Origin of the sequence: Streptomyces ardesiacus, from assembly GCF_003112575.1 — a bacterium.
In the GTDB taxonomy this organism is placed as follows: domain Bacteria; phylum Actinomycetota; class Actinomycetes; order Streptomycetales; family Streptomycetaceae; genus Streptomyces; species Streptomyces ardesiacus.
This window is the reverse complement of sequence record NZ_BEWC01000008.1, coordinates 475371-494591: the sequence shown is the minus strand read 5'-3', so window position 1 is coordinate 494591 and position 19221 is coordinate 475371. Positions and strand designations below refer to the sequence as shown.

Below are 19221 nucleotides of genomic sequence, written 5' to 3'. Positions count from 1 at the left end.
CATTTCAGGCGGGAGTGCCGCCGAGGTAGGTACGGACGATGAACGGCTTCTCCCGCACAAGGTAGAACACGTAGATCAGCACCTGGAACACGGCCACGCACACCATCCCGGCCACCGACCGGTAGCACAGCGCCACGCCGTAGCCGTGCAGATTGCCGACCCCGTACATCGGGTTGCGCAGCCAGCGGTACGGGCCGCGGACCACGAAGCCGTCCGTCGCGTCCGCCCGGCCCAGGAACATGTCCCGGCAGTAGTAGGTGTTGAGGCCGGTCAGCCAGGTCGCCCACAGCTTCGTGCCGAAGCCCACGACGGCCAACACCACGCCCAGCACCACCCACAGACCATCGACGCCCACCTCGGGCAACTGGCCGGGGAAGGCTGCCATCAACAACCCCTGGCACAAGCCTTGCTGCAGAAACAGCAGCCCCAGCACGAAGTCGAATCCTCGCACCGCCCGTGCCTCACCCACGGCATGGGTGAAGCGGCGAGCAACCGCCGTGTCCAGCACAGCGATCAGCCCGCCGTAGTACAGAACCGCGATCACCACCGCGTACCCGACCGCTGTCCATCGCAGCGCACCACTGCCCGCAGCCGAGCGGAACTGCTGCTCGGCGGCGAAACCGGCAGCCACCACACACGCCCACACCGCAGTACGGAGCACACGGCGTTCCGGGTGGTCCACGCGCAGCCCGGACATACCGATGACCGCGACCGCCAGCTGCCCCAGCCCCCTCCATGCCGCGTGGAGCGACGGCGAGCCGACAAGTGCTGGCGCCGGCTCGGTGGTCTCAGCCATGAAGCATCTCCTTGAAAGCCTCTCGCAGCCCGTCCTCGAGCCCCACCCGGGCCCGGAACCCGAAATCCCTGTACGCGCGGTCCGCGCTGGCAGTCCACGAGCCGGCCACCGCCTCGCGCGCCTTGTCCCGGTTGAACACCGGCACCCCGCCCCGCAACCGCCCGGCCGCCTCACTCACCATCCCCGCCGCCCGGACCACAACCGACGGCACGGGCAGCACCAACGGCCTGCCACAGCCCAACAGCGCACCAGCCGTCCGCACCAAGTCGGCCAGGGTGTACTCAACCCCGTCGGACAACTGATAGACACCGCTGTGGGAATCGCCCGGACCAGCGGTACGCCCATGCAATCCGGCGGCGATCAGCCCGGCGCACAGATCGTCCACGTGCAGCACCGAGTAGACGCGGGCCGCCGGGCAGGGCCGCACCGCCACCCGTGTACGGGCCATCGCGGCGAGACTCGGTACGAACGCCACATCCAACGGCCCGTACACGATCGGAGGGCGCACCATCACGGTCGGCACCTGTCCGGCGAACCGCCGTGCTGCCTGCTCACCGGCCAGCTTGCTGGCTCCGTACCACGACACCGGGCCGGCCCGGTCCTCCTCGCGCCGCGCCCGCCCCGGGGCGGGCGCGGGACCAGCAGCCGCCAGCGACGAACACACCACCAGCCGCGGCGGCACGTCCGAGGAAGCCAGCACGCCCGCGAGCACGCCCGTCGAGACGGTGTTGGCCAGCCGGAACTCGGCACGTGACGCAGCCCGCACCGAGGCCGCCAGATGAACCACCACATCCGCGCCCGAGACAGCCTCCGCGACCCCCGAACCGGTGAGCAGATCCACTACGGCGACGTCGACCGGACAGCCGTCCAGCACCCGGCGATCGGACTGCGGCCGCACCAGCGCCGTCACCCGGCCACCGCCCTCAACAATCCGGCGGCACAATCGACGGCCCACGAACCCCGTGGCCCCCGTGACCACCACACGTATCCCGCTCACGTCCGGGCACATGAACGGCTGCTCTGCCTCACGAGGTGGGTTGATCGAAGTCGTCACGCCTGCACGCTAGAGGGCGCGTCCCCCATTCAGCGCAACGAAAGCCGCTCGGGGACCAATCACCACCCAGACGAATGACCAGCTGTACAAGCGGAGCTCGGGAGTGGCGGTGTGAGTCTGCCCCTCACGCCCGCCCCGGCAGATACGTCCGGTCATGAGCAGGGGCGTAGAACCCCGCAGGCGGCGCACCGTACGACTGACACTTCAGGTGGCAGAGCGGCTGACGTTCTCATGGCAGACGACAAATGGAGACACTCCTTTGCGGTCCTCCGGCTCGACTGGGCGGAACCCGGGAAGACGGTCCCGGCCTCGGACTGGCTCGCGGATGCCGGCGCCCCCACCGAGGCTACGAACGCAGAGTCAGCCACTTCCTGGCCTTCACCAGCATCGCCTGCGGGATCACCCACCGCCACGTCCAACGGCCTCGTGAGGGACTGCTATGTGGCGATCCCGGCCCGCACCGTGTCCGGCAACGGCTGTGACGATACCGAGGACGGCCAGGACGGTGAGCGGAAGGGTCCAGCTGTGCGTGGTGTCGTGCAGGATGCCGAGGAGGAGGGGACCGGCTGCCGCCACGAGGTAACCGATGGACTGCGCCATCCCCGCCAGCGCGGCGGCTTCGCCCGAACTGCCGGCGCGCTGGCTCTGGAAGGTCAGCGCCAGAACGAGGCTCGCGCCGCCTCCGAGTCCGAGCAAGGTGCACGCCACGACGGACAACGCCGGCGCGGCAACCAGGACGGTGAAACCAGCCGCCACGAGGACCGAGGCCCCGGCAGCGGTCCAGCGCTGATCGTGTCGGCCACGAGTGAGCAGGGGCAGGAGGCTGCTGGCTGCCAGGGACACCACCTGGTAGTAGAACAGCATCCATCCGGCCGTCGTGCTGCTCGCGCCGCGGTCGATCAGGATGCTGGGCAGCCATGCGACCGCGGTGTAGAAGGCCAGGGACTGCAGACCCATGAAGAAGGTGACCTGCCAGGCGAGCCGCGACCGCCACGGAACCGGGCTGTGGGACCCGCCGGCCGTCGCCTGTGGCTTGTCACCCCGCATGCGAGGCAGCCAGGCGAAAAACGCTGCGACGGTGAAGGCGACACCCCAGGCCAGTGCGGTGTGCCAGGAACCCGGCACGGTATGGGCCAGCGGCGCGGAGATCCCGGACGAGACCGCGGCCATGAGGCCCATGACGGTCACGTAGAGGGCGCTTACGCTCTGGATGCGGTGGGTGGGCACGCTGCGTCGGATCAGTGCCGGCAGCAGCACGTTGCCAAACGCGATGGCCGACGAAAGGATCACCGTTCCGGCGAACAGGCAGATCACGGAGGGAAGGGAACGGACCACCGTTCCCACGGCCAGTACACCGAGCGAGGCCACCAGTAGGCGGGTGCTGCCCCACCGGTGGGAGGCCCGGGCGACCAGTGGCGAGGTCGCGGCGAACGTCAGCAGCGGTAGCGTACTCAGCAGCCCACCCCAACTCGACGTCAGGCCGCTGCCGCGCTCGATCTCCGGCAGCAGTGTGCCGACCCCAGTGAGTGTGGTGCGCAGGTTCGCCGCCACGAGACAGATCGCGACGACGAGCCCGACGGAGACGGCGGGTCCCGCAGGCTCGGTACGAGCGGCGGCCGTCGGCCGGGCTCCGGAGCGCCGGGGGGACGTCGAAGACGCCCGCGCGCTCACTGGTCCTCCCCTGACGGTGGCGCATCGTTGTGGTGGTCGCGGGTGAGCTGGACGATAGCCGCTGCCGCCTCGCGGGCGTCGCTCGCGTCCCGAGCCTCGATCGCGGCGACGAGCCGCCGATGCAGGCCGGCGTGCTCCTCAGCGTGGGCGGCGTTCCAAGGCAGGCCGCCCAGGGACGAGGTGAGCGCCGTGCCGAGGTAGTCGTAGACCTCGACCAACAGGTCGTTGCCGCTCGCCCGAACCACGGCCCGGTGGAACAGCGCATCGACGCTTGTGGCCGCTGACCTGTCCTCGCCGGCGCTAGCCGCGTCCGCGTCGGCCAGCAGCTCCCGCAACTCCCGCAACTGCTCCTCGCTGCGGCGCAGCGCCGCGGCTCCCGAGGCGTACTCCTCCAACACGGTCCGCAGCTCAAGCACCTTCTCCCGTTGCGCCGAACTTGCCCGCCGCACCATGACCGATTGCAGCTCACTCGAGGAGCGGACATAGGTGCCGTCCCCGGCCCGGGGCTCCAGAAGCCCGAGGTGCACCAGTGCCCCGATCGCCTCCCGCAGCGTGCTGCGCCCGACCCCGAGCTCCTCTATGAGGGTCTGCTCCGGAGGGATCCGAGTTCCCACCGGCCAGCCCCCCGACTCGATGTGTGAGCGGAGGCTGTCCACGAGCTGAGCAGACAGGCTGACGGCCCGCCGCGGTGCGTTGATCCGTTTCATGGAAACCGACTCTACACAAACATCAGACGTTTGAACATCAGGCATATGCTGTGCTCGGGCACCCGGCTTCCTGGCGCGATCCCACCGCCGCACGGACACGACCGCACCCCCACCTGGTGATGCGGTTTCGAGGGGCCGGCCTGGAGGCGTCGCCGCCCGCCGTGACGCTCTGCCCGCACCCGTCATCCCCCGCAAGCTCATCGACCAGTACGTCACCCAGTCACACCCCGCCCGCATCGGCAGCGGCTGGAGGAACTGACCACCTCCGAACGCGAGGCAGTCACCCTGGTGGCCTGTGGCCTGTGGCCTGTTCGACGACGAGATCGCCGATCGCCTGGTCATCACCGCGGCGACCACCTTGGACCGGTTCGATGGGCCATGACCACCACCGACGTCGTCCCACGCCATGGTCGTTGGTGGGTGCGACGTCGAGCTTCTGATCGTCGATCACGGTCATGTGGTGGAGAACGCGTCTCGTGCAGCGATCACCAGCGACCGGAGGATTACGGGCCTGTCTGCTGAAGTGATGGCTGAACTCCCAAGGCTCCGCGGACTGCGAGGAGTACGGAGGCCCAGGCGGTGTTGCAGATGCCGAGTTTTAGTCCCCCCTCGATGAACGGATCTGCCCCGCGAGGTGACGGAATCTCGTCAGGGTAGCCATAACATCCTGAATGTCAGGGCTACCCTGACGGCATGACAGAAGCTGCGGAGAGGGCATCTGCCACCGCCCCCCAGGGTCCAGTACGCCTCTCCCCGCGGGACGAGCCACGCCTGGCTCTCGCCATGGAACTCAGCCAGCTCGTCGAGCACGCCGACCGAGGCGTTCCCGTCCGGCCGGAGGTCGCTCCGGGTGACCTGTTGCGACGCGCCCTGGGTCTCCAGGACCGCGCGAACCGGATCGTGGAAGCCGCGGTCGTCGCCGAGCGTGAACGCGGCACCAGTTGGGACCGGATCGGCGAAGCCGCCGGCGTCACCCGTCAGTCCGCCCACGAACGTTGGCAGGACTCCGTGCGCAGCTGGGCCGCCATCGGACGTTGCACCACTCCACTGAACGACCCCCGGAGCTCACTGGAGTACGCCTCCATGATCGACGGCTTCTACGCCGCCCGTCATCCCGACGAGCCGCGCGCCGTAAGTCAAGGGCTCGACGCCAACCGCTTCCCCGGCTCCCGTGAGGATGAGCAGTCCTTGCGCACACCCGCAGTCGCTGAGAACCGGGACCAAACAGCTGCCATTCGTGATCAGCGAGCCCGTGTCTACGAGCAGCTCGCCGCGTGCGAACCGACACTCTCCGAAGAACACCGGGCCGACGCCGACCGCCGGCGGGAGGCCGCTGAAGAAGCACGGCTGTACGCGACGAGCCTGCGTACGGGCTGTGGGCGAGCGGCGGAGGGGCTGGACGATGTCGGGGGCGAGTGACGGGGGCGCACATGAGCCCTCCGGCCTGGTGCCGCCCTGTGCGCTGGCCGCGCTGTGGGCCGTGCGGCATGGGCAGAGCACGGCCAACGTCGCCTTCGCCGCGGCGGCGGTGTCCGGTTCCGACGCGCCGGTGCCCGGCCGGGACCGCGACGTGCCGCTGTCCGAGCGGGGCGCCGTGCAGGCTCATGCGCTGGGTGACTGGCTGGCCGCGCAGGCACCAGAGGCTGGGCCGGACCTGGTGGTGTGTTCCCCCTATACGCGCGCGCTGCAGACGTGGGAGGCAATGGCGGCCCGCGCTGCCGGACTCGGGGGGCCGCAGCTGGAGGTGCTGGTCGACGAGCGGCTGCGTGACCGGGAGATGGGCGTCTTCGAGCTGCATCCGCCGACCGCGCTGCGGGCGCGGGCTCCACAGGAGGCGGCCCGCCGGGAGCTGCTGGGCGAGTGGTGCTACAGGCCGCCGGGCGGGGAGGCCTTCACCGATGTCGCCGTACGCGTGGGCCAGTTCGTCCACGACCTGGGGCGGGCTGCGCCCGGGCGGCGGGTCCTGGTCGTCGCGCACGACGGGGTGGTCATCGCCCTGCGCTACGTCCTCGCCGGGATCGGCGCCATCGCGCCCGAGGACCTGCCGCCGGTCCCCAACGCCTCGGTGTCGCACTGGAACGGCGACGGCCACCGGCTGCGTCTGGCCGCCTGGGGCGACACCGCCCACCTGACCTCGCTCAATGAGATGGAAGGAACGACGCACGCATGACCGACCACTCCCCTACCGACCCGATCCTCGGTCACGTCGAACCGGTCCCCGGCGGCCTGTACGGGGACCAGCCCTACGAGGCGGCCCTCTCCGACCTGCGGTCGGCCGTGGCGGAGGTCTCCGCCGCGCTGCGCAACGCCGACGGCACGCGCGCCGAGCAGCTCAGCCGCTACCAGCAGGACCTGGGCCGTGCCCAGCTCCGGCTGCGCCCGGACGACAAGGCCGCGCTGGAGCGCGCTCACGCGCTGTCTCGGACGGTGCGCCAATACCTCGCCGGCGGGGCCGCATGAGCCCGACCACCGAGGGCCGGCTGCCGCCGGAAGAGAATCGGCGCATCTTCCGCGAGCAGATCGCACCCGTCTACCTGGACGGCTGCACCCCGCAGCAGGCGCCGGTCGTCGTGATCGTGGCCGGGCAGACCGGGGCGGGCAAGACGGCCGTCACCCGCATGGTCAAGGACACCCTGGAGCGCAACGGGGAGGTGGCCTGGATCAACATGGACTTCTACAACCCCCACCACCCCGACTACGCACGCTGGCAGGCCGAACGGCCTCAGGAGGCCGACGCCCTGGTCCGGCCGGACGGAGACGCGTGGTGGGAGCAGGCCCAGCAGTACGCGCTGGAGCGCGGCTTCCACATCCTGCTGGAGTCCGCCATGGTCACCCCGGACGAGTACGAGAACATCTGCCGCCGCATCCAGTCGGCGCCGCTGCCGCCCGGCGTCGCCCCGTACCGGATCGAGACGGCCTTCGTCGCCGTGCCCGGGCCGATCAGCCGACTGGGCATCATGTCCCGCTACCTGGAGGAACTCCAGGACCGCGGGCACGGCCGCCTGGTCGACCCGGCCATCCATGACGCAGCGCTCGCCGGAGTGGTCCGCGGCGCGGCGGCCTTCGAGGCCGAGGGCCTGGGGAACTACGCGGCCGTGCTGCGCCGCAACGGCTTCACCGTCCACTCCCAGCCCATCGCCGCCGGCCAGGGAACGCCGCAGGACCAACTGACGCTCGTCGCCGCGATCAGGAGCGAGCACGCCCGCGTGCAGTCGCCCGCCGAGGCCGCCCAGTTCGCCGCCCGGCACGCGGCCGCAACGCTGATAGCGCCGGACTTCGCGATGCCGGAGCTGGAGTACATCGCCCAGGCAGCCGCCCCGCTACTCCCCCCGCCCACCACGCTGTGGCGGGAGGCCTCCGCACGTGCTGCTCAGCTGCGCGGCACCGCTCCAGCCGGGCCCGACCCCACGCTGCTCGCCCACACCGACGCCGATGTCGTGCAGTTCCTCGCGCACACCCTCGTCGACCGCCATGCGGCCCTGTCCGCAGGCACCGCGCAGACCGCCGGACGACAAGAGGCGGCCACTGAACGACTGCTCGGGGAACTCGCCCGGCGCGCGACGCTCACGCCCGATCAGCGGGCGCAGGAGCAGCAGCAGCGCCAAGTCCTGCGCACCGCCGCACACCGCGCTGTCAGCGAACCGGGCTCGGCTCTGCCCGCCCGGCCCAGCGCCGCGGCGGCACGTAGCCGGTCGACCACCACCTCCCGGCGTCCGGCCGGTGCGCCCACGACGCCTGGCCCCAGCGCGGCTTCCCGGCCCAGCACCGGCACAGAGCACCGCCCCGGCCGCAGCAAGTAGCCGGTGAAACCGGCGGGAGGCCCATCGCCGAACGAGGCCAGGAACACGGCAGCGGCCTGGGCACCTTCCGCTACGTGGTCGAGCGCACGATCGCCTGGCTGCACGACTTCCGCCGCCTGCGCATCCGCTGGGAACGACGCGGCGCCACCCACCAAGGCTTGCAAGACGCCGGCATCCGGCACAGCGCGTTTCGGCACCTGGGCGCGCCCATGCCGTTCCTGCGCGTGACCTTCGCTGCCGCAAGGCCGATACTGCCGACAGCAGGGATCTCGACCAAGCCGCACCCGACCGTCCGGCGGACCTGATGGGCCGTCACGGAAGTCAGCATTGAGTCGGCATCAGTACCGCCGGAACCCGCTCCGAGCCGTCGCGGAGCGCCAAGATCGAAAACCGCTCCCACCCACCCTGAACAGCAAAGATGCAGGTCACTGACTGGCCTGCTAGCCTTCCCAGGAGGTACCCATGAGGATGCTCATCAACGTCCCCGAGACCGTCGTCGCGGACGCGCTGCGTGGTATGGCGGCCGCACATCCCGAGTTGACCGTGGACGTCGAGAACCGGGTGGTCGCGCGGCGGGACGCCCCCGTGGCCGGACAGGTCGCGCTGGTGTCGGGGGGTGGGTCCGGGCACGAGCCGCTGCACGGCGGGTTCGTGGGTCCCGGGATGCTGTCGGCGGCGTGTCCGGGTGAGGTGTTCACCTCGCCGGTGCCGGACCAGATGGTGCGGGCCGCCGCGGCCGTGGACAGCGGGGCCGGCGTGCTGTTCGTCGTCAAGAACTACACCGGCGACGTCCTGAACTTCGACATGGCCGCCGAGCTGGCCGAGGACGAGGGCATCCGGGTCGCGAAGGTGCTGGTCAACGACGACGTGGCGGTGACGGACAGCCTCTACACCGCCGGCCGGCGCGGCACGGGGGCGACCCTGTTCGTCGAGAAGATCGCCGGGGCGGCGGCGCGGGAGGGACGGCCGCTGGAGCAGGTGGAGGCGCTCGCCCGCCGGGTCAACGACAGCTCGCGCAGTTTCGGGGTGGCCCTCAGTGCCGTCACGACGCCGGCCAAGGGCAGCCCCACCTTCGACCTCCCCTCCGGCGAGCTGGAACTGGGCATCGGCATCCACGGGGAGCCCGGCCGGGAGCGGCGGCCCATGATGACCTCCGGCGAGATCGCCGAGGCGGCCGTGGACGCCGTGCTGACCGACCTCGTCCCGCGCAACCCCGTCCTGGTCCTGGTCAACGGCATGGGTGCGACGCCGCTGCTGGAGCTGTACGGCTTCAACGCCGAGGTGCAGCGGGTCCTCGGCGAGCGGGGCGTGGCCGTGGCCCGCACCCTCGTCGGCAACTACGTCACCTCCCTCGACATGGCCGGCGCCTCGGTCACCCTGTGCGAGATCGACGAGGAGCTGCTCGGACTGTGGGACGCGCCGGTCAGCACCCCGGGGCTGCGCTGGGGCATGTGACGGCGGGCAGCGGACCCATCGCGACGTATCTACCAGGCAAGGAGATCCTGTGCTCGACGCCGATTTCTTCCGCCGTTGGATGACGGCGACCACCGCACTGGTCGACCGGGAGGCGGAGCGGCTCACCGCTCTCGACTCACCGATCGGCGACGCCGACCACGGCAGCAATCTCCAGCGCGGGTTCACGGCCGTGTCGGCCGCGCTGGGGAAGGACGCGCCCGCGACTCCCGGCGCCGTCCTGGTCCTCGCCGGACGGCAGCTCATCTCCACGGTCGGCGGTGCCTCGGGGCCGTTGTACGGGACGCTGCTGCGCCGTACGGGCAAGGCGCTCGGCGACTCCGGGGAGGTGAGCAAGGAGCAGTTGGCCGAGGCGTTGCGGGCGGGAGTGGAGGCGGTGCGGACGCTCGGTGGCGCCGCGCCGGGCGACAAGACCATGGTGGACGCGCTGGTGCCGGCCGTGGAGGCGCTGGGCGACTCGTTCGCCGCGGCCCGTACGGCGGCCGTGGAGGGCGCGGAGGCGACCACGCCGTTGCAGGCACGCAAGGGCAGGGCGAGCTACCTGGGCGAGCGCAGCATCGGGCACCAGGACCCGGGGGCGACCTCGGCCGCGCTGATCTTCGTGGCACTGGAGGAGACGGCCGGTGAGTGACGAGCAGCGGTTGGTGGGGATCGTACTGGTCTCCCACAGCGCCGAGGTCGCCGCCTCCGTGGCGGAGCTGGCGAAGGCCCTGTCGGGCGGCGGCGGTGCCGTGGCCGTCGCCCCGGCGGGCGGCACCGCCTCCGGCGGGTTCGGCACCAGCTCGGAACTGGTCGCGTCCGCCGCCGCGTCCGTGGACCGGGGCGCGGGGGTCGCCGTCCTCACCGACCTCGGCAGTGCCGTCCTCACCGTCAAGGCGTTGCTCGCCGAGGGCGACGAACTCCCGGACGACACCCGTCTGGTGGACGCGCCGTTCGTCGAGGGCGCCGTAGCGGCGGTCGTCACCGCCTCGACCGGCGCGGACCTCGCCGCCGTGGAGGCGGCGGCAGCGGAGGCGTACTCCTACCGGAAGGTCTGAGCGGGCGGCCCCGCGCGGGGCCCGAGCGAACGGGTCCGGCGAAGGACGGTGGGCGGACAACGGCGGACGGACCGTGCACGGCCGGCCCGAGCGCACCGCTCCGACGACTCGCCGGGAGGCGGCCGGCAGGACGCCGGACGGTCGACGGCCACCCGGTCGGACGCCGGGCGATCGGAGACCGGGGCGACCGGAAACCGGGTGATCGAAGGACGGGTCAGCCCCAGGCCGGGCGGGCGCCGCGGGTCGGTGGCCTCGCGGGCGCCGTCTGCGGAGCGGGGGGCAGGACGGTCCGGGCGGCGGTTCCGCCGGCACCGGGGGCGGCGGAGCGCACCGGGTCACAAGCGCGCTCAGCCCCCGGCCGCGAACCTCCGCGCCAGTCGTTCGCCCGCCTTCTCGGCCGCGGCGGTGTCCTCCACGGGCGTCACCTCGCTGTCCTTGAAAACGATGTACGTCACGTCGGAGGCCGCACCGCCGCCCGCCGGGTCGGCCGGGATGCCCAGGGAACGCGCGGCGGCGTAGGAGGCCTCGCCGATGAGGTCGGTGGGGCCCACGTCGCCGACGACCGCGTACCGCACCCGGTCTCCGTGGACCAGGGCGGCGAGTGACCCGCCGCGGACGTGGTCCTCCCCGGGGTCCCAGGTGTCGCTCGGGCCGGGCACGACGACGTAGGGCAGGCGTTCGGCGTCCAGCGGGCGGCCGTCGGACTCCGTGTACGCGGTGGCGGGGCTGAACTCCGGGTCGGTACGGCCGTTGCAGCGGTCGCCGGGCCGGCCGTCGCAGTCGATGTCCAGGTCGGCCTTCCAGTACACGGCCTCCCGTGTCCCGCACACCGGGATGTCGGCCGGTGCGCCGGCGTCGCTGCGGTAGCGCCCGCGCGAGACGGGGTCGCAGTGCCGCACCCGGGCCAGCAGATCGGCGGCGCGGACGGGTGCGTCGCCCTCGGTCCGCTCCCCGCCGGCGCCGGTCCCCGAGTCCGGGCGGACCCGCGGGGCAGGTCCGGGCCGCCCGGCGGGGACCCGCGGCAGGGGCCCGGCCCGCACGCCCGACCGGTCCGCGTGCCGCGGCACGTCCCGGTCCGGGACGCCGGGCAGCAGGATCCGCGCCGGGTCGGGCAGGGGCGCGGGCGGCGCGGCGGGGAACGTCGTGGGGGCGAGCAGGGCGGCGCTGGCCGCGACCAGTGTCAGCGACTGGACACGCACGATGTGGCCTCTCCTCGGGGACATGGGCAGCACTCGGCCCCATCTGTCCCCGAAACGTCCGCGCGACCACCTTTCGCAGGGCCAGACGGTGCACACCCGCTGCCCGGCCCGCGCGTCGAGGAGGCGGACGACCGGGCCGGGCGGGCCGGGCCGGTTGCGGCCCGGCCCGCCCGGCCGCCCACGTCGGCGCGGGTCAGCGACGACAGCGGTCCACGCGCCAACGACCCGAACTACCCCGGTTGCCCCGGGAGTTCGGCCGTGAGAGGTCCCAGCATACGTAACCCTTCCGGGTGATCGTCACCGACGGCCCTCTTGATGTGATCGCGACACAGGCGTCATATTGGTCCGGACCATTGCCGGGCCACCGTCGTCGCATCACCGTCGCAGCCGTCGAACCGACGCCGTAGGGGAGGCACAGCCGTGCGTGACGTTCCCGTTCCCGCGCTCGCGCGCCGGTGCGCCCTGCTCGGCGGGGCGCTCCTCCTGCTCACCTCCTGCGGCTGGGGCGGAGGCGGGGACGGCGAGGGCGACGGCGGCGGGCTGCCCGCGGTGCCCACGGGCGTCACCGCGAAGGCCGGCAGCGCGACGACGGTGCACGTGATGTGGCACGCGGTCGAGGACGTCGAGAGCTACGAGGTGTACCGCGGCGGCACCCTGGTCAAGGAGGTGCCGGCCTCCCGCCGGATGGTGGACGTCACCCGGCTGAGCCCCTCGACGGCCTACGTCTTCACCGTGCGGGCGCGGGACGCCGACGGGCGGCTCGGGCCGCGCAGCCGGGAGGTGCGGGCGACCACTCCCGCCGCCGTGGCCGACGACTCCGCCCCGACCCGGCCGGGCGACGTGCGCGGCCGGGCGGCGAGCAGCCGGGCGGTCCAGCTCACCTGGTCGGCCGCGACGGACGACCGCGAGGTCGTGTCGTACGACGTCTACCAGGGCGACGCGAAGGTGCACAGCGTCGGCGGCGGTCAGACCGCGACCGTGGTCACGGGGCTGCGACCGGGCACCCACTACTCGTTCACCGTCCGGGCGCGGGACGCCGCCGACAACGTCTCCCCCGCCGGTGCCGTCGTACGGCTCACCACCCCGGGCACCGACGACGGGCGCGCCACGGCGCCCACGGACCTGCGCGCCGCCTCCCACCGGGCCGACGGGGCCTACTACCTGGACCTCTCCTGGATTCCGCCGGACAGTGAGTCCCCGGTGACGGAGTACCAGATCCACCTGGACGGCCGGGCGGCCACCTCGCTGGTCTACGGTGCCGACGCGCCGCGCGACCGTGCCGAGTACAGCTTCTACGCCGGACGCGAGGCCGGGGTCACGCACCGGGTCCGGGTCCGGGCGAGGCTGGCCGACGGCACCTGGGGCGGGTTCTCGGCGGAGCGGAAGGTGACGCTGGGCGCGGGCGGCCGGCCCGGGTCCGGTTCGACGCCTGGGCGGTGAACCCGTCACCTGGGCGGTCGCGCTCCGCATGCGGGGGCGGCCGGGGCCCTGTTGGCTGCCAGCGGGGGCACGGGCGTTCCCGATCCCGGCGGCGCAAGGGATGTACCGCCGACCGTGCCGCCGGAGGGCAGTCCGCATGCGCATCTCATCGCCACTTCTCCGTTCCGGTGCGACCGTGGCAGCCGTCTCCGCGCTGCCCGTCCTCCTTGGCGCCCAGCCGGCCGTGGCGGGACCGGGGATCTCCGTGAGCACCACCGGGACCACCGTGTCGGTCACGACCACGGCCTGCGCCCAGCTCAACGGCAGCTGGGGCACCGCGTCGCTGCTCACCAGCAGCCAGCGGGACTTCGCGGAGGGGCGGCAGGTGGCGCTGTCCGGCAGCGCTTCGGGCCAGTCCGCGGCCTGGTCGGGCATCACGCCGGGCACGTACACGGTGATCGTCATGTGCTCGAACAACAGCACCGCGGGCACCCAGACGGTCATCGTCTCCTCGGCGCCCTCCCCCTCGCCCTCGCCCTCACCCAGCCGTTCCGCCACCCCCTCCCCGTCCGCGTCGCCGGGCGGTGTCATGGGCGGCCTCGGCGGGGCCGTCCGGGACTACGGCACGGCCACCCTGGCGGCGGGCGGCGCGCTGGTGGGGGCCGGCGTCATCGCAGCGGCCTGGTTCCTGCGCCGCCGCTCGAAGCCGTACCGGTTCTGAGGTCCCCTCCGGCCGGGGGTGGCTCTCCGGCCCGGGGCCGCCTACCGGCCGAGGGGTCTCAGGCCGGTTCGTCGCCCGGCAGCTCGGCGAACTCCGCCAGGGCGTGCCCGAGCCACTGGATCCAGAAGGTCTCCAGGTCGATCCCGGCCCGCAGCACCAGGTGACGCAACCGGTCCTCCGTGCTGTCCCGGCCGGGCGGGAAGTCCCGTTGCTCGATCTCCTCGTACTCGGCCAACTGCCGCTCGTGCAGCTCCAGATGGCGGCGCAGGTCCGCCTCGACCCCGGCGGTGCCGACCACCGCGGCGGCGCGCAGCCGCAGCAGCATCGTGTCCCGCAGCGGCTTGGGGTCGTGCGGGGCGGCGGTCCAGCGGGCCAGTTCGGCACGGCCCGCCGGCAGGACCTCGTAGGACTTCTTCTGCCCGCGGGCCGGCTGCCGGCCGGGCAGCGCGCGGATCAGGCCCTCCGCCTCCAGTTTTCCCAGCTCGCGGTAAATCTGCTGGTGCGTGGCCGACCAGAAGTAGCCGATCGACCTGTCGAACCGGCGGGTCAGCTCCAGCCCCGACGACGGCTTTTCGACCAGGGCGGTGAGGATCGCGTGCGGGAGTGACATGGGCCTCATCCTAGGGACGGCCCGCGCCCCTCCTACAGCGCCGCCGCCAGCTCGGTGCCCTGCTTGACGGCGCGCTTGGCGTCCAGTTCGGCGGCCACGTCGGCGCCGCCGATGAGGTGGGCGCTGCGGCCGGCGGCCAGCAGTTCCTCGTACAGACCGCGGCTCGGCTCCTGGCCCGCGCACAGCACGACGGTGTCGACCTCCAGCACGGTGGACTCGCCGTCGACGGTGAGGTGCAGTCCGGCGTCGTCGATCCGGTCGTAGCGGACGCCCGGGACCATGGTGACGCCGCGGTGCCGCAGCTCGGTGCGGTGGATCCAGCCGGTGGTCTTGCCGAGTCCGGCGCCGACCTTGGTGGTCTTGCGCTGGAGCAGGTGGACGGTGCGCGGCGGCGCGGGGCGCTCGGGCGCGGCGAGTCCGCCGGGGGCGCGGTAGTCGGTGTCGACGCCCCAGAGGCGGAAGTACGTCTCGGGGTCCTCGTGCGCCTTGTCGCCGCCGTCGGTGAGGAACTCGGCGACGTCGAAGCCGATGCCGCCCGCGCCGAGGATCGCGACGCGTTCGCCGACGGGCGCTCCGTCGCGCAGGACGTCGAGGTAGCCGACGACGGACGGGTGGTCGACACCGGGGATGTCCGGGGTGCGCGGGGTGACGCCGGTGGCGACGACGACCTCGTCGTGGCCGGTGAGGTCGTCGGCGCCGACGCGGGTGTTCAGGCGCACGTCCACGCCGTGGGCGGCGAGTTGGGTGCGGAAGTAGCGCAGCGTCTCGTCGAACTCCTGCTTGCCGGGGACCTTGCGGGCGACGTTGAGCTGCCCGCCGATCTCGCTCGCGGCGTCGAACAGGGTGACCTCGTGGCCGCGTTCGGCGGCGCTCACCGCGCAGGCGAGGCCGGCCGGCCCGGCGCCGACGACGGCGACGCGCTTGCGCAGCCGGGTCGGGGTCAGCACGAGTTCGGTCTCGTGGCAGGCGCGCGGGTTGACCAGGCAGGAGGTGATGCGTCCGCTGAAGGTGTGGTCCAGGCAGGCCTGGTTGCAGCCGATGCACGTGTTGATGGCCTCGGGGCGGCCGGCCGCGGCCTTGGCGACGAAGTCGGGGTCGGCGAGCATCGGCCGGGCCATCGAGACCATGTCGGCGGTGCCCTCGGCGAGCAACTGCTCGGCGACCTCGGGGGTGTTGATGCGGTTGGTGGTGACGAGCGGGACGGAGACCTCGCCCATCAGCCGCTTGGTGACCCAGGTGTAGGCGCCGCGCGGCACGGAGGTGGCGACGGTGGGGATGCGGGCCTCGTGCCAGCCGATGCCGGTGTTGATGAGGGTGGCCCCGGCCGCCTCGACGGCCTTGGCCAGGGTGATCACCTCGTCGAGACTGGAGCCGCCGGGCACCAGGTCCAGCATGGACAGCCGGTAGACCAGGATGAAGTCCTCGCCGACCGCCTCGCGCACGCGGCGGACGATCTCGACGGGGAAGCGCATGCGGTTCTCGTACGAGCCGCCCCAGCGGTCGGTGCGGTGGTTGGTGCGCGTGGCGACGAACTCGTTGATCAGGTAGCCCTCGGAGCCCATGATCTCGACGCCGTCGTATCCGGCGGCGCGCGCCAGGCGGGCGGTGCGGACGTAGTCGTCGATGGTTCGCTCGACCTCGGCGTCGGTCAGCTCCCGCGGCACGTGCGGGCTGATCGGGGCCTGCAGCGCGCTCGGGGCGACCAGGCCGGCGTGGGAGGCGTAGCGGCCGAAGTGCAGGATCTGGAGGGCGATGCGGCCGCCCTCGCGGTGCACGGCGTCGGTGACGACACGGTGCTGGTCCGCCTCCGCCTCGGTGGTGAGCCTGGCGCCGCCCTCGTACGGGCGGCCCTCGTCGTTGGGGGCGATGCCGCCGGTGACGATCAGGCCCACTCCGCCGCGGGCCCGGGCGGCGTAGAAGGCGGCCATGCGCTCGAAGCCGCGCTCGGCCTCTTCCAGGCCGACGTGCATGGAGCCCATGAGGACCCGGTTGGGCAGCGTGGTGAAGCCCAGGTCGAGCGGGCTCAGCAGGTGGGGGTAACGGCTCATCGGGCCCTCCGTGCGCGGTGTGGTGCCTCTGTTGTAGAGGACCGCCGCCCCATTGTGCAACAAGTTGCATAACAGGGTGGCGCACACCTCACCGCGCCCGGAGGAAGCGGCTCAGTGACTCTCGAGCCGTACGTGCAGCTCCCGCTCCTGGTCCCCGGAGGCCGTGCTCAGGTCGTGCACGGTGAACAGGGAGTCCAGGGTGGTGCGGAACTGCTCGATCGCCCAGTAGCCGCCCTGCACGTCGGCCTCGACGGACGCCCCGAGCCGGGCGGGGTCGCACGCGCCCCGCCGGGCGTCGGCCACGTCGAAGGTGCCGAGCCACACCGTCGGGCGCACCTCGTCGTACTCCCGGGTCGCGTCGCCCGCGTGCCGGTCGGAGGAGAAGCACGCACACAGGGTGTCGAACACGGTCCGGGCGTCCTCCTTGCTGCATCCGCTCAGCTCCACCGAGACGGACTCCGGATGCAGTCGCTCACCGTCCATCGTGATCGCTCCCTCTCGTGGTCGTGGGCCGACACCAGTGGGCCGATACCAGTGGGCTGACACCAGTGGACCGGCACCGATGGACTGGCACCGGTGGGCTGGCACCAATAGGCCGCTACCACCAGAAAAGCACCACCCGCCGCCCGGCGCGAAGGGGGCCGGTTCAGCCCCGCGTGAACCGGTACGTCTTGCTGTCGGTCAGCACGCAGAAGCCGGGCGACACGACGATCACGCGCAGGGTGCCGGTGCGCCGGTCGTAGTCGACGCCCTCCGCCTCGAAGGCGCCCGAGCAGGCGCTGCGCAGGGGCAACTGCCGCAGTGCGGTCACCTGTCCGGTGACGTCGGCCGTGCCGTTCGGCGGCGCCGACAGGTCGATCCGCAGCAGTGGCTTGGTCATGCCGAAGAGGGTGCCCTCCGGGTCGTCGGAGGAGCACAGCAGTGTGGTGGCGTCCAGGAAGTCGCAGCCCTGGACGTCGCGCACGGCGCGGTCCAGGCGGACGGTGGCCGCCTGCGGGAGGTCCGCCGAGGGCGAGGTGGCGGGGTTGACGCCGGGGGTGGGGAAGACCAGCAGGCGGTTCATCGTGCCCCACTCGCCCGCCAGCATCCACTGGCCGTCGGGCGAGATCGCCGCCCACGAGTTGTTCCGCGCCTCCCCCGCGCTCAGCGTGTGCACGTACTCCGACCAACTGCCGTCCGGCGCCTGGACGCGGAACATCTTCGTGTTCCCGTCGTCGCGCTGGTACGGCTCGACGTAGTGGCCGTCGTAGGAGGCGTCCGGGTCGCCGACGTGGTTCCAGCCCCGGACGCTCAGGGCGAGCGGCACGGTGCCGATGCCGGTGTAGCGGTTGGGGCTGCCCGCCGGGACCTCGACCGAGGCCAGGCCCTGGCTCTCGGTCAGCGGGTCGGCGCGGTCGGAGCCCACCTCGGTCCAGGTGTCGGCGGCGGGAGCGTCCGCGTGCGCCGGACCGGCGAGGGCGAGGGAGAGGGCGAGGACGGCGAGTCCGGTCAGGACGGTGTGACAACGTTGCCGGGCACGCAGGGGCATGGGGGCTCCTCGGTGGGGGGCGGGGGTGGGCACGGGGTGCTCCGGCGTAAGTCTGGACCGCCCGCACGGTCATGTACAGGGCAACTCCGGACGCGCTGCGTGCGGTCGTGCGGCACCCCCGCCCCGGGGAGACGGAACCGGAGAACTCCGACGACGCGGCCCTCCTCACCGCCGGGCCACGCCGCCGGCCCGGCGATGAGGGCGGGGATCAGCCCTTGACGCCGGTCACCACGTGGGCGTACAGGTCCTCGCAGACCGCGAGGCGGGTCCGCAGGCCGGCCCGGGTGAAGGTGTCCACGGCGTCGGCGGCCTGGCGTTCGCTCGTCTCGACCAGGAGGCAGCCGCCCGGCGCGAGCCAGCCCGGCGCCCCGGCCGCGACCCTGCGCAGCACGTCGAGCCCGTCGCCGCCGCCGTCGAGCGCGACCAGCGGTTCGTGGTCGCGGGCCTCGGCGGGCAGCAGGGCGACCTCGCCGGTGGGGACGTAGGGCACGTTGGCCGCGAGGATGTCCACCCGGCCGCGCAGCGCGTCGGGCAGCGCGTCGAACAGGTCACCGGCGTACACCCGGCCGCCCACGTCGGCGAGGTTGCCGCGGGCGCAGCGCACGGCGGCCGGGTCGACGTCGGCGGCGTGCACCTCGGGCCGGTCCAGGGCGGCGGCCAGGGCCAGGCCGACGGCGCCCGACCCGCAGCACAGGTCGACGACGACGCCCGCGTGCGGCGCGTGGGCCAGGGCCTCGGAGACCAGGAACTCGGTGCGGCGGCGGGGCACGAAGACGCCGGGGGCGACGGCGATGCGCAGGCCCCGGAACCCGGCCCAGCCCACGACGAGTTCCAGGGGCAGGCCGCTGACGCGGCGCTCGACCAGCGTGGTGAGTTCCGCCGGGGTGCGGGCCGCGTCCAGGAGGAGCGCGGCCTCGTCCTCGGCGAAGACGCACCCCGCGGCGCGCAGCGCGGCCACGACGGAGTCACGCGACGGGAAGGGTCCCGAGAAGAGGGAGGAATCGGGGGACGGCGAAGACGAAGGCGAAGCGGGAACGGTGGGAGGCATGGAAGCCGAGAGCCTTTCGGGAACCGAAGGGCGCTCTCCCGGTCACTCGGTTCCGGTGACCGCACTGCCGTGAGGTGAGAGCACCCGGGCCGACACAGCGGAAATCGGTC

At 72.8% G+C, this 19221-nt stretch carries 20 protein-coding genes and 1 pseudogene; 10 read left to right on the top strand and 11 right to left on the bottom strand.

Annotated elements, in window-relative coordinates:
- Nucleotides 1-4: 4 nt before the first annotated feature.
- The 5 genes from Sdi02f_RS27255 to Sdi02f_RS35705 form a co-directional block, all read right to left on the bottom strand.
- A complete protein-coding gene (locus Sdi02f_RS27255) occupies nt 5-796 on the bottom strand; it encodes a PEMT/PEM2 family methyltransferase (protein ID WP_108934192.1) in 792 nt (263 codons plus the stop codon).
- Complete coding sequence (locus tag Sdi02f_RS27250) at nt 789-1850, bottom strand: NAD-dependent epimerase/dehydratase family protein (RefSeq protein ID WP_234342068.1); 1062 nt, start codon at nt 1848-1850, stop codon at nt 789-791. The genes Sdi02f_RS27255 and Sdi02f_RS27250 overlap by 8 nt, the downstream gene beginning before the upstream one ends.
- 399 nt (nt 1851-2249) lie before the next feature.
- Nucleotides 2250-3401 (bottom strand): CynX/NimT family MFS transporter, encoded by a 1152-nt coding sequence (locus tag Sdi02f_RS27245; RefSeq protein ID WP_245962240.1) that lies wholly within the window; start codon nt 3399-3401, stop codon nt 2250-2252.
- 116 nt (nt 3402-3517) lie between these two features.
- Nucleotides 3518-4228 carry a FadR/GntR family transcriptional regulator gene (locus Sdi02f_RS27240; protein WP_030398923.1) on the bottom strand — a complete coding sequence of 237 codons (711 nt, stop codon included), beginning with the start codon at nt 4226-4228 and terminating at the stop codon, nt 3518-3520.
- Between the two features lie 280 nt (nt 4229-4508).
- On the bottom strand, nt 4509-4685 hold the full coding sequence (locus Sdi02f_RS35705) for a hypothetical protein (RefSeq protein ID WP_159046860.1): 177 nt from the start codon (nt 4683-4685) through the stop codon (nt 4509-4511).
- Between the two features lie 326 nt (nt 4686-5011).
- On the opposite strand from Sdi02f_RS35705, the gene Sdi02f_RS35700 reads away from it, so the two are divergent.
- The 8 genes and pseudogenes from Sdi02f_RS35700 (at nt 5012) to Sdi02f_RS27190 (ending at nt 10538) form a co-directional block, all read left to right on the top strand.
- The gene (locus tag Sdi02f_RS35700; RefSeq protein WP_159107670.1) at nt 5012-5647 is read left to right on the top strand and encodes a hypothetical protein; all 636 of its coding nucleotides are present in this window, start codon (nt 5012-5014) and stop codon (nt 5645-5647) included.
- Nucleotides 5631-6398 (top strand): histidine phosphatase family protein, encoded by a 768-nt coding sequence (locus Sdi02f_RS27220; protein WP_053665623.1) that lies wholly within the window; start codon nt 5631-5633, stop codon nt 6396-6398. The genes Sdi02f_RS35700 and Sdi02f_RS27220 overlap by 17 nt, the downstream gene beginning before the upstream one ends.
- Nucleotides 6395-6688: a hypothetical protein gene (locus Sdi02f_RS27215; protein ID WP_031081265.1), complete on the top strand. Its 294-nt coding sequence runs from the start codon at nt 6395-6397 to the stop codon at nt 6686-6688. Before Sdi02f_RS27220 ends, Sdi02f_RS27215 begins: the two co-directional genes overlap by 4 nt.
- Nucleotides 6685-8028: a zeta toxin family protein gene (locus Sdi02f_RS27210; RefSeq protein WP_031081263.1), complete on the top strand. Its 1344-nt coding sequence runs from the start codon at nt 6685-6687 to the stop codon at nt 8026-8028. Before Sdi02f_RS27215 ends, Sdi02f_RS27210 begins: the two co-directional genes overlap by 4 nt.
- Nucleotides 8029-8039: 11 nt before the next feature.
- Nucleotides 8040-8169: pseudogene (locus Sdi02f_RS27205) on the top strand (IS5/IS1182 family transposase); the annotation flags it as partial.
- Between the two features lie 321 nt (nt 8170-8490).
- Complete coding sequence (gene dhaK, locus Sdi02f_RS27200) at nt 8491-9483, top strand: dihydroxyacetone kinase subunit DhaK (protein ID WP_030398916.1); 993 nt, start codon at nt 8491-8493, stop codon at nt 9481-9483.
- A 49-nt stretch (nt 9484-9532) separates the two neighbouring features.
- Nucleotides 9533-10132, top strand: coding sequence for a dihydroxyacetone kinase subunit DhaL (gene dhaL, locus Sdi02f_RS27195; RefSeq protein WP_031081257.1), 600 nt, complete (start codon nt 9533-9535; stop codon nt 10130-10132).
- Complete coding sequence (locus Sdi02f_RS27190) at nt 10125-10538, top strand: PTS-dependent dihydroxyacetone kinase phosphotransferase subunit DhaM (protein WP_030398914.1); 414 nt, start codon at nt 10125-10127, stop codon at nt 10536-10538. Before dhaL ends, Sdi02f_RS27190 begins: the two co-directional genes overlap by 8 nt.
- A 347-nt stretch (nt 10539-10885) precedes the next feature.
- Here Sdi02f_RS27190 and Sdi02f_RS27185 read toward each other — a convergent pair whose 3' ends face one another.
- Nucleotides 10886-11737: a glycoside hydrolase family 75 protein gene (locus tag Sdi02f_RS27185; RefSeq protein WP_037824170.1), complete on the bottom strand. Its 852-nt coding sequence runs from the start codon at nt 11735-11737 to the stop codon at nt 10886-10888.
- A 420-nt stretch (nt 11738-12157) separates the two neighbouring features.
- Here Sdi02f_RS27185 and Sdi02f_RS27180 point away from each other — a divergent pair, with 420 nt between their 5' ends.
- Complete coding sequence (locus Sdi02f_RS27180; protein WP_108934189.1) at nt 12158-13177, top strand: fibronectin type III domain-containing protein; 1020 nt, start codon at nt 12158-12160, stop codon at nt 13175-13177.
- A 136-nt stretch (nt 13178-13313) separates the two neighbouring features.
- The gene (locus Sdi02f_RS27175) at nt 13314-13877 is read left to right on the top strand and encodes a hypothetical protein (RefSeq protein WP_030398911.1); all 564 of its coding nucleotides are present in this window, start codon (nt 13314-13316) and stop codon (nt 13875-13877) included.
- Between the two features lie 58 nt (nt 13878-13935).
- Here Sdi02f_RS27175 and Sdi02f_RS27170 read toward each other — a convergent pair whose 3' ends face one another.
- The 5 genes from Sdi02f_RS27170 to Sdi02f_RS27150 form a co-directional block, all read right to left on the bottom strand.
- Entirely contained in the window at nt 13936-14487 is a 552-nt protein-coding gene (locus Sdi02f_RS27170; protein ID WP_030398910.1) for a PadR family transcriptional regulator, read from the bottom strand.
- 32 nt (nt 14488-14519) lie between these two features.
- On the bottom strand, nt 14520-16535 hold the full coding sequence (locus Sdi02f_RS27165; RefSeq protein WP_108934188.1) for an NADPH-dependent 2,4-dienoyl-CoA reductase: 2016 nt from the start codon (nt 16533-16535) through the stop codon (nt 14520-14522).
- A gap of 111 nt (nt 16536-16646) precedes the next feature.
- The gene (locus Sdi02f_RS27160) at nt 16647-17018 is read right to left on the bottom strand and encodes a hypothetical protein (protein ID WP_030398908.1); all 372 of its coding nucleotides are present in this window, start codon (nt 17016-17018) and stop codon (nt 16647-16649) included.
- Nucleotides 17019-17181: 163 nt separating this feature from the next.
- Nucleotides 17182-18063, bottom strand: coding sequence for a hypothetical protein (locus tag Sdi02f_RS27155; RefSeq protein ID WP_030398907.1), 882 nt, complete (start codon nt 18061-18063; stop codon nt 17182-17184).
- Nucleotides 18064-18271: 208 nt separating this feature from the next.
- Nucleotides 18272-19111 (bottom strand): putative protein N(5)-glutamine methyltransferase, encoded by an 840-nt coding sequence (locus tag Sdi02f_RS27150; RefSeq protein WP_108934187.1) that lies wholly within the window; start codon nt 19109-19111, stop codon nt 18272-18274.
- Between the last annotated feature and the right edge of the window lie 110 nt (nt 19112-19221).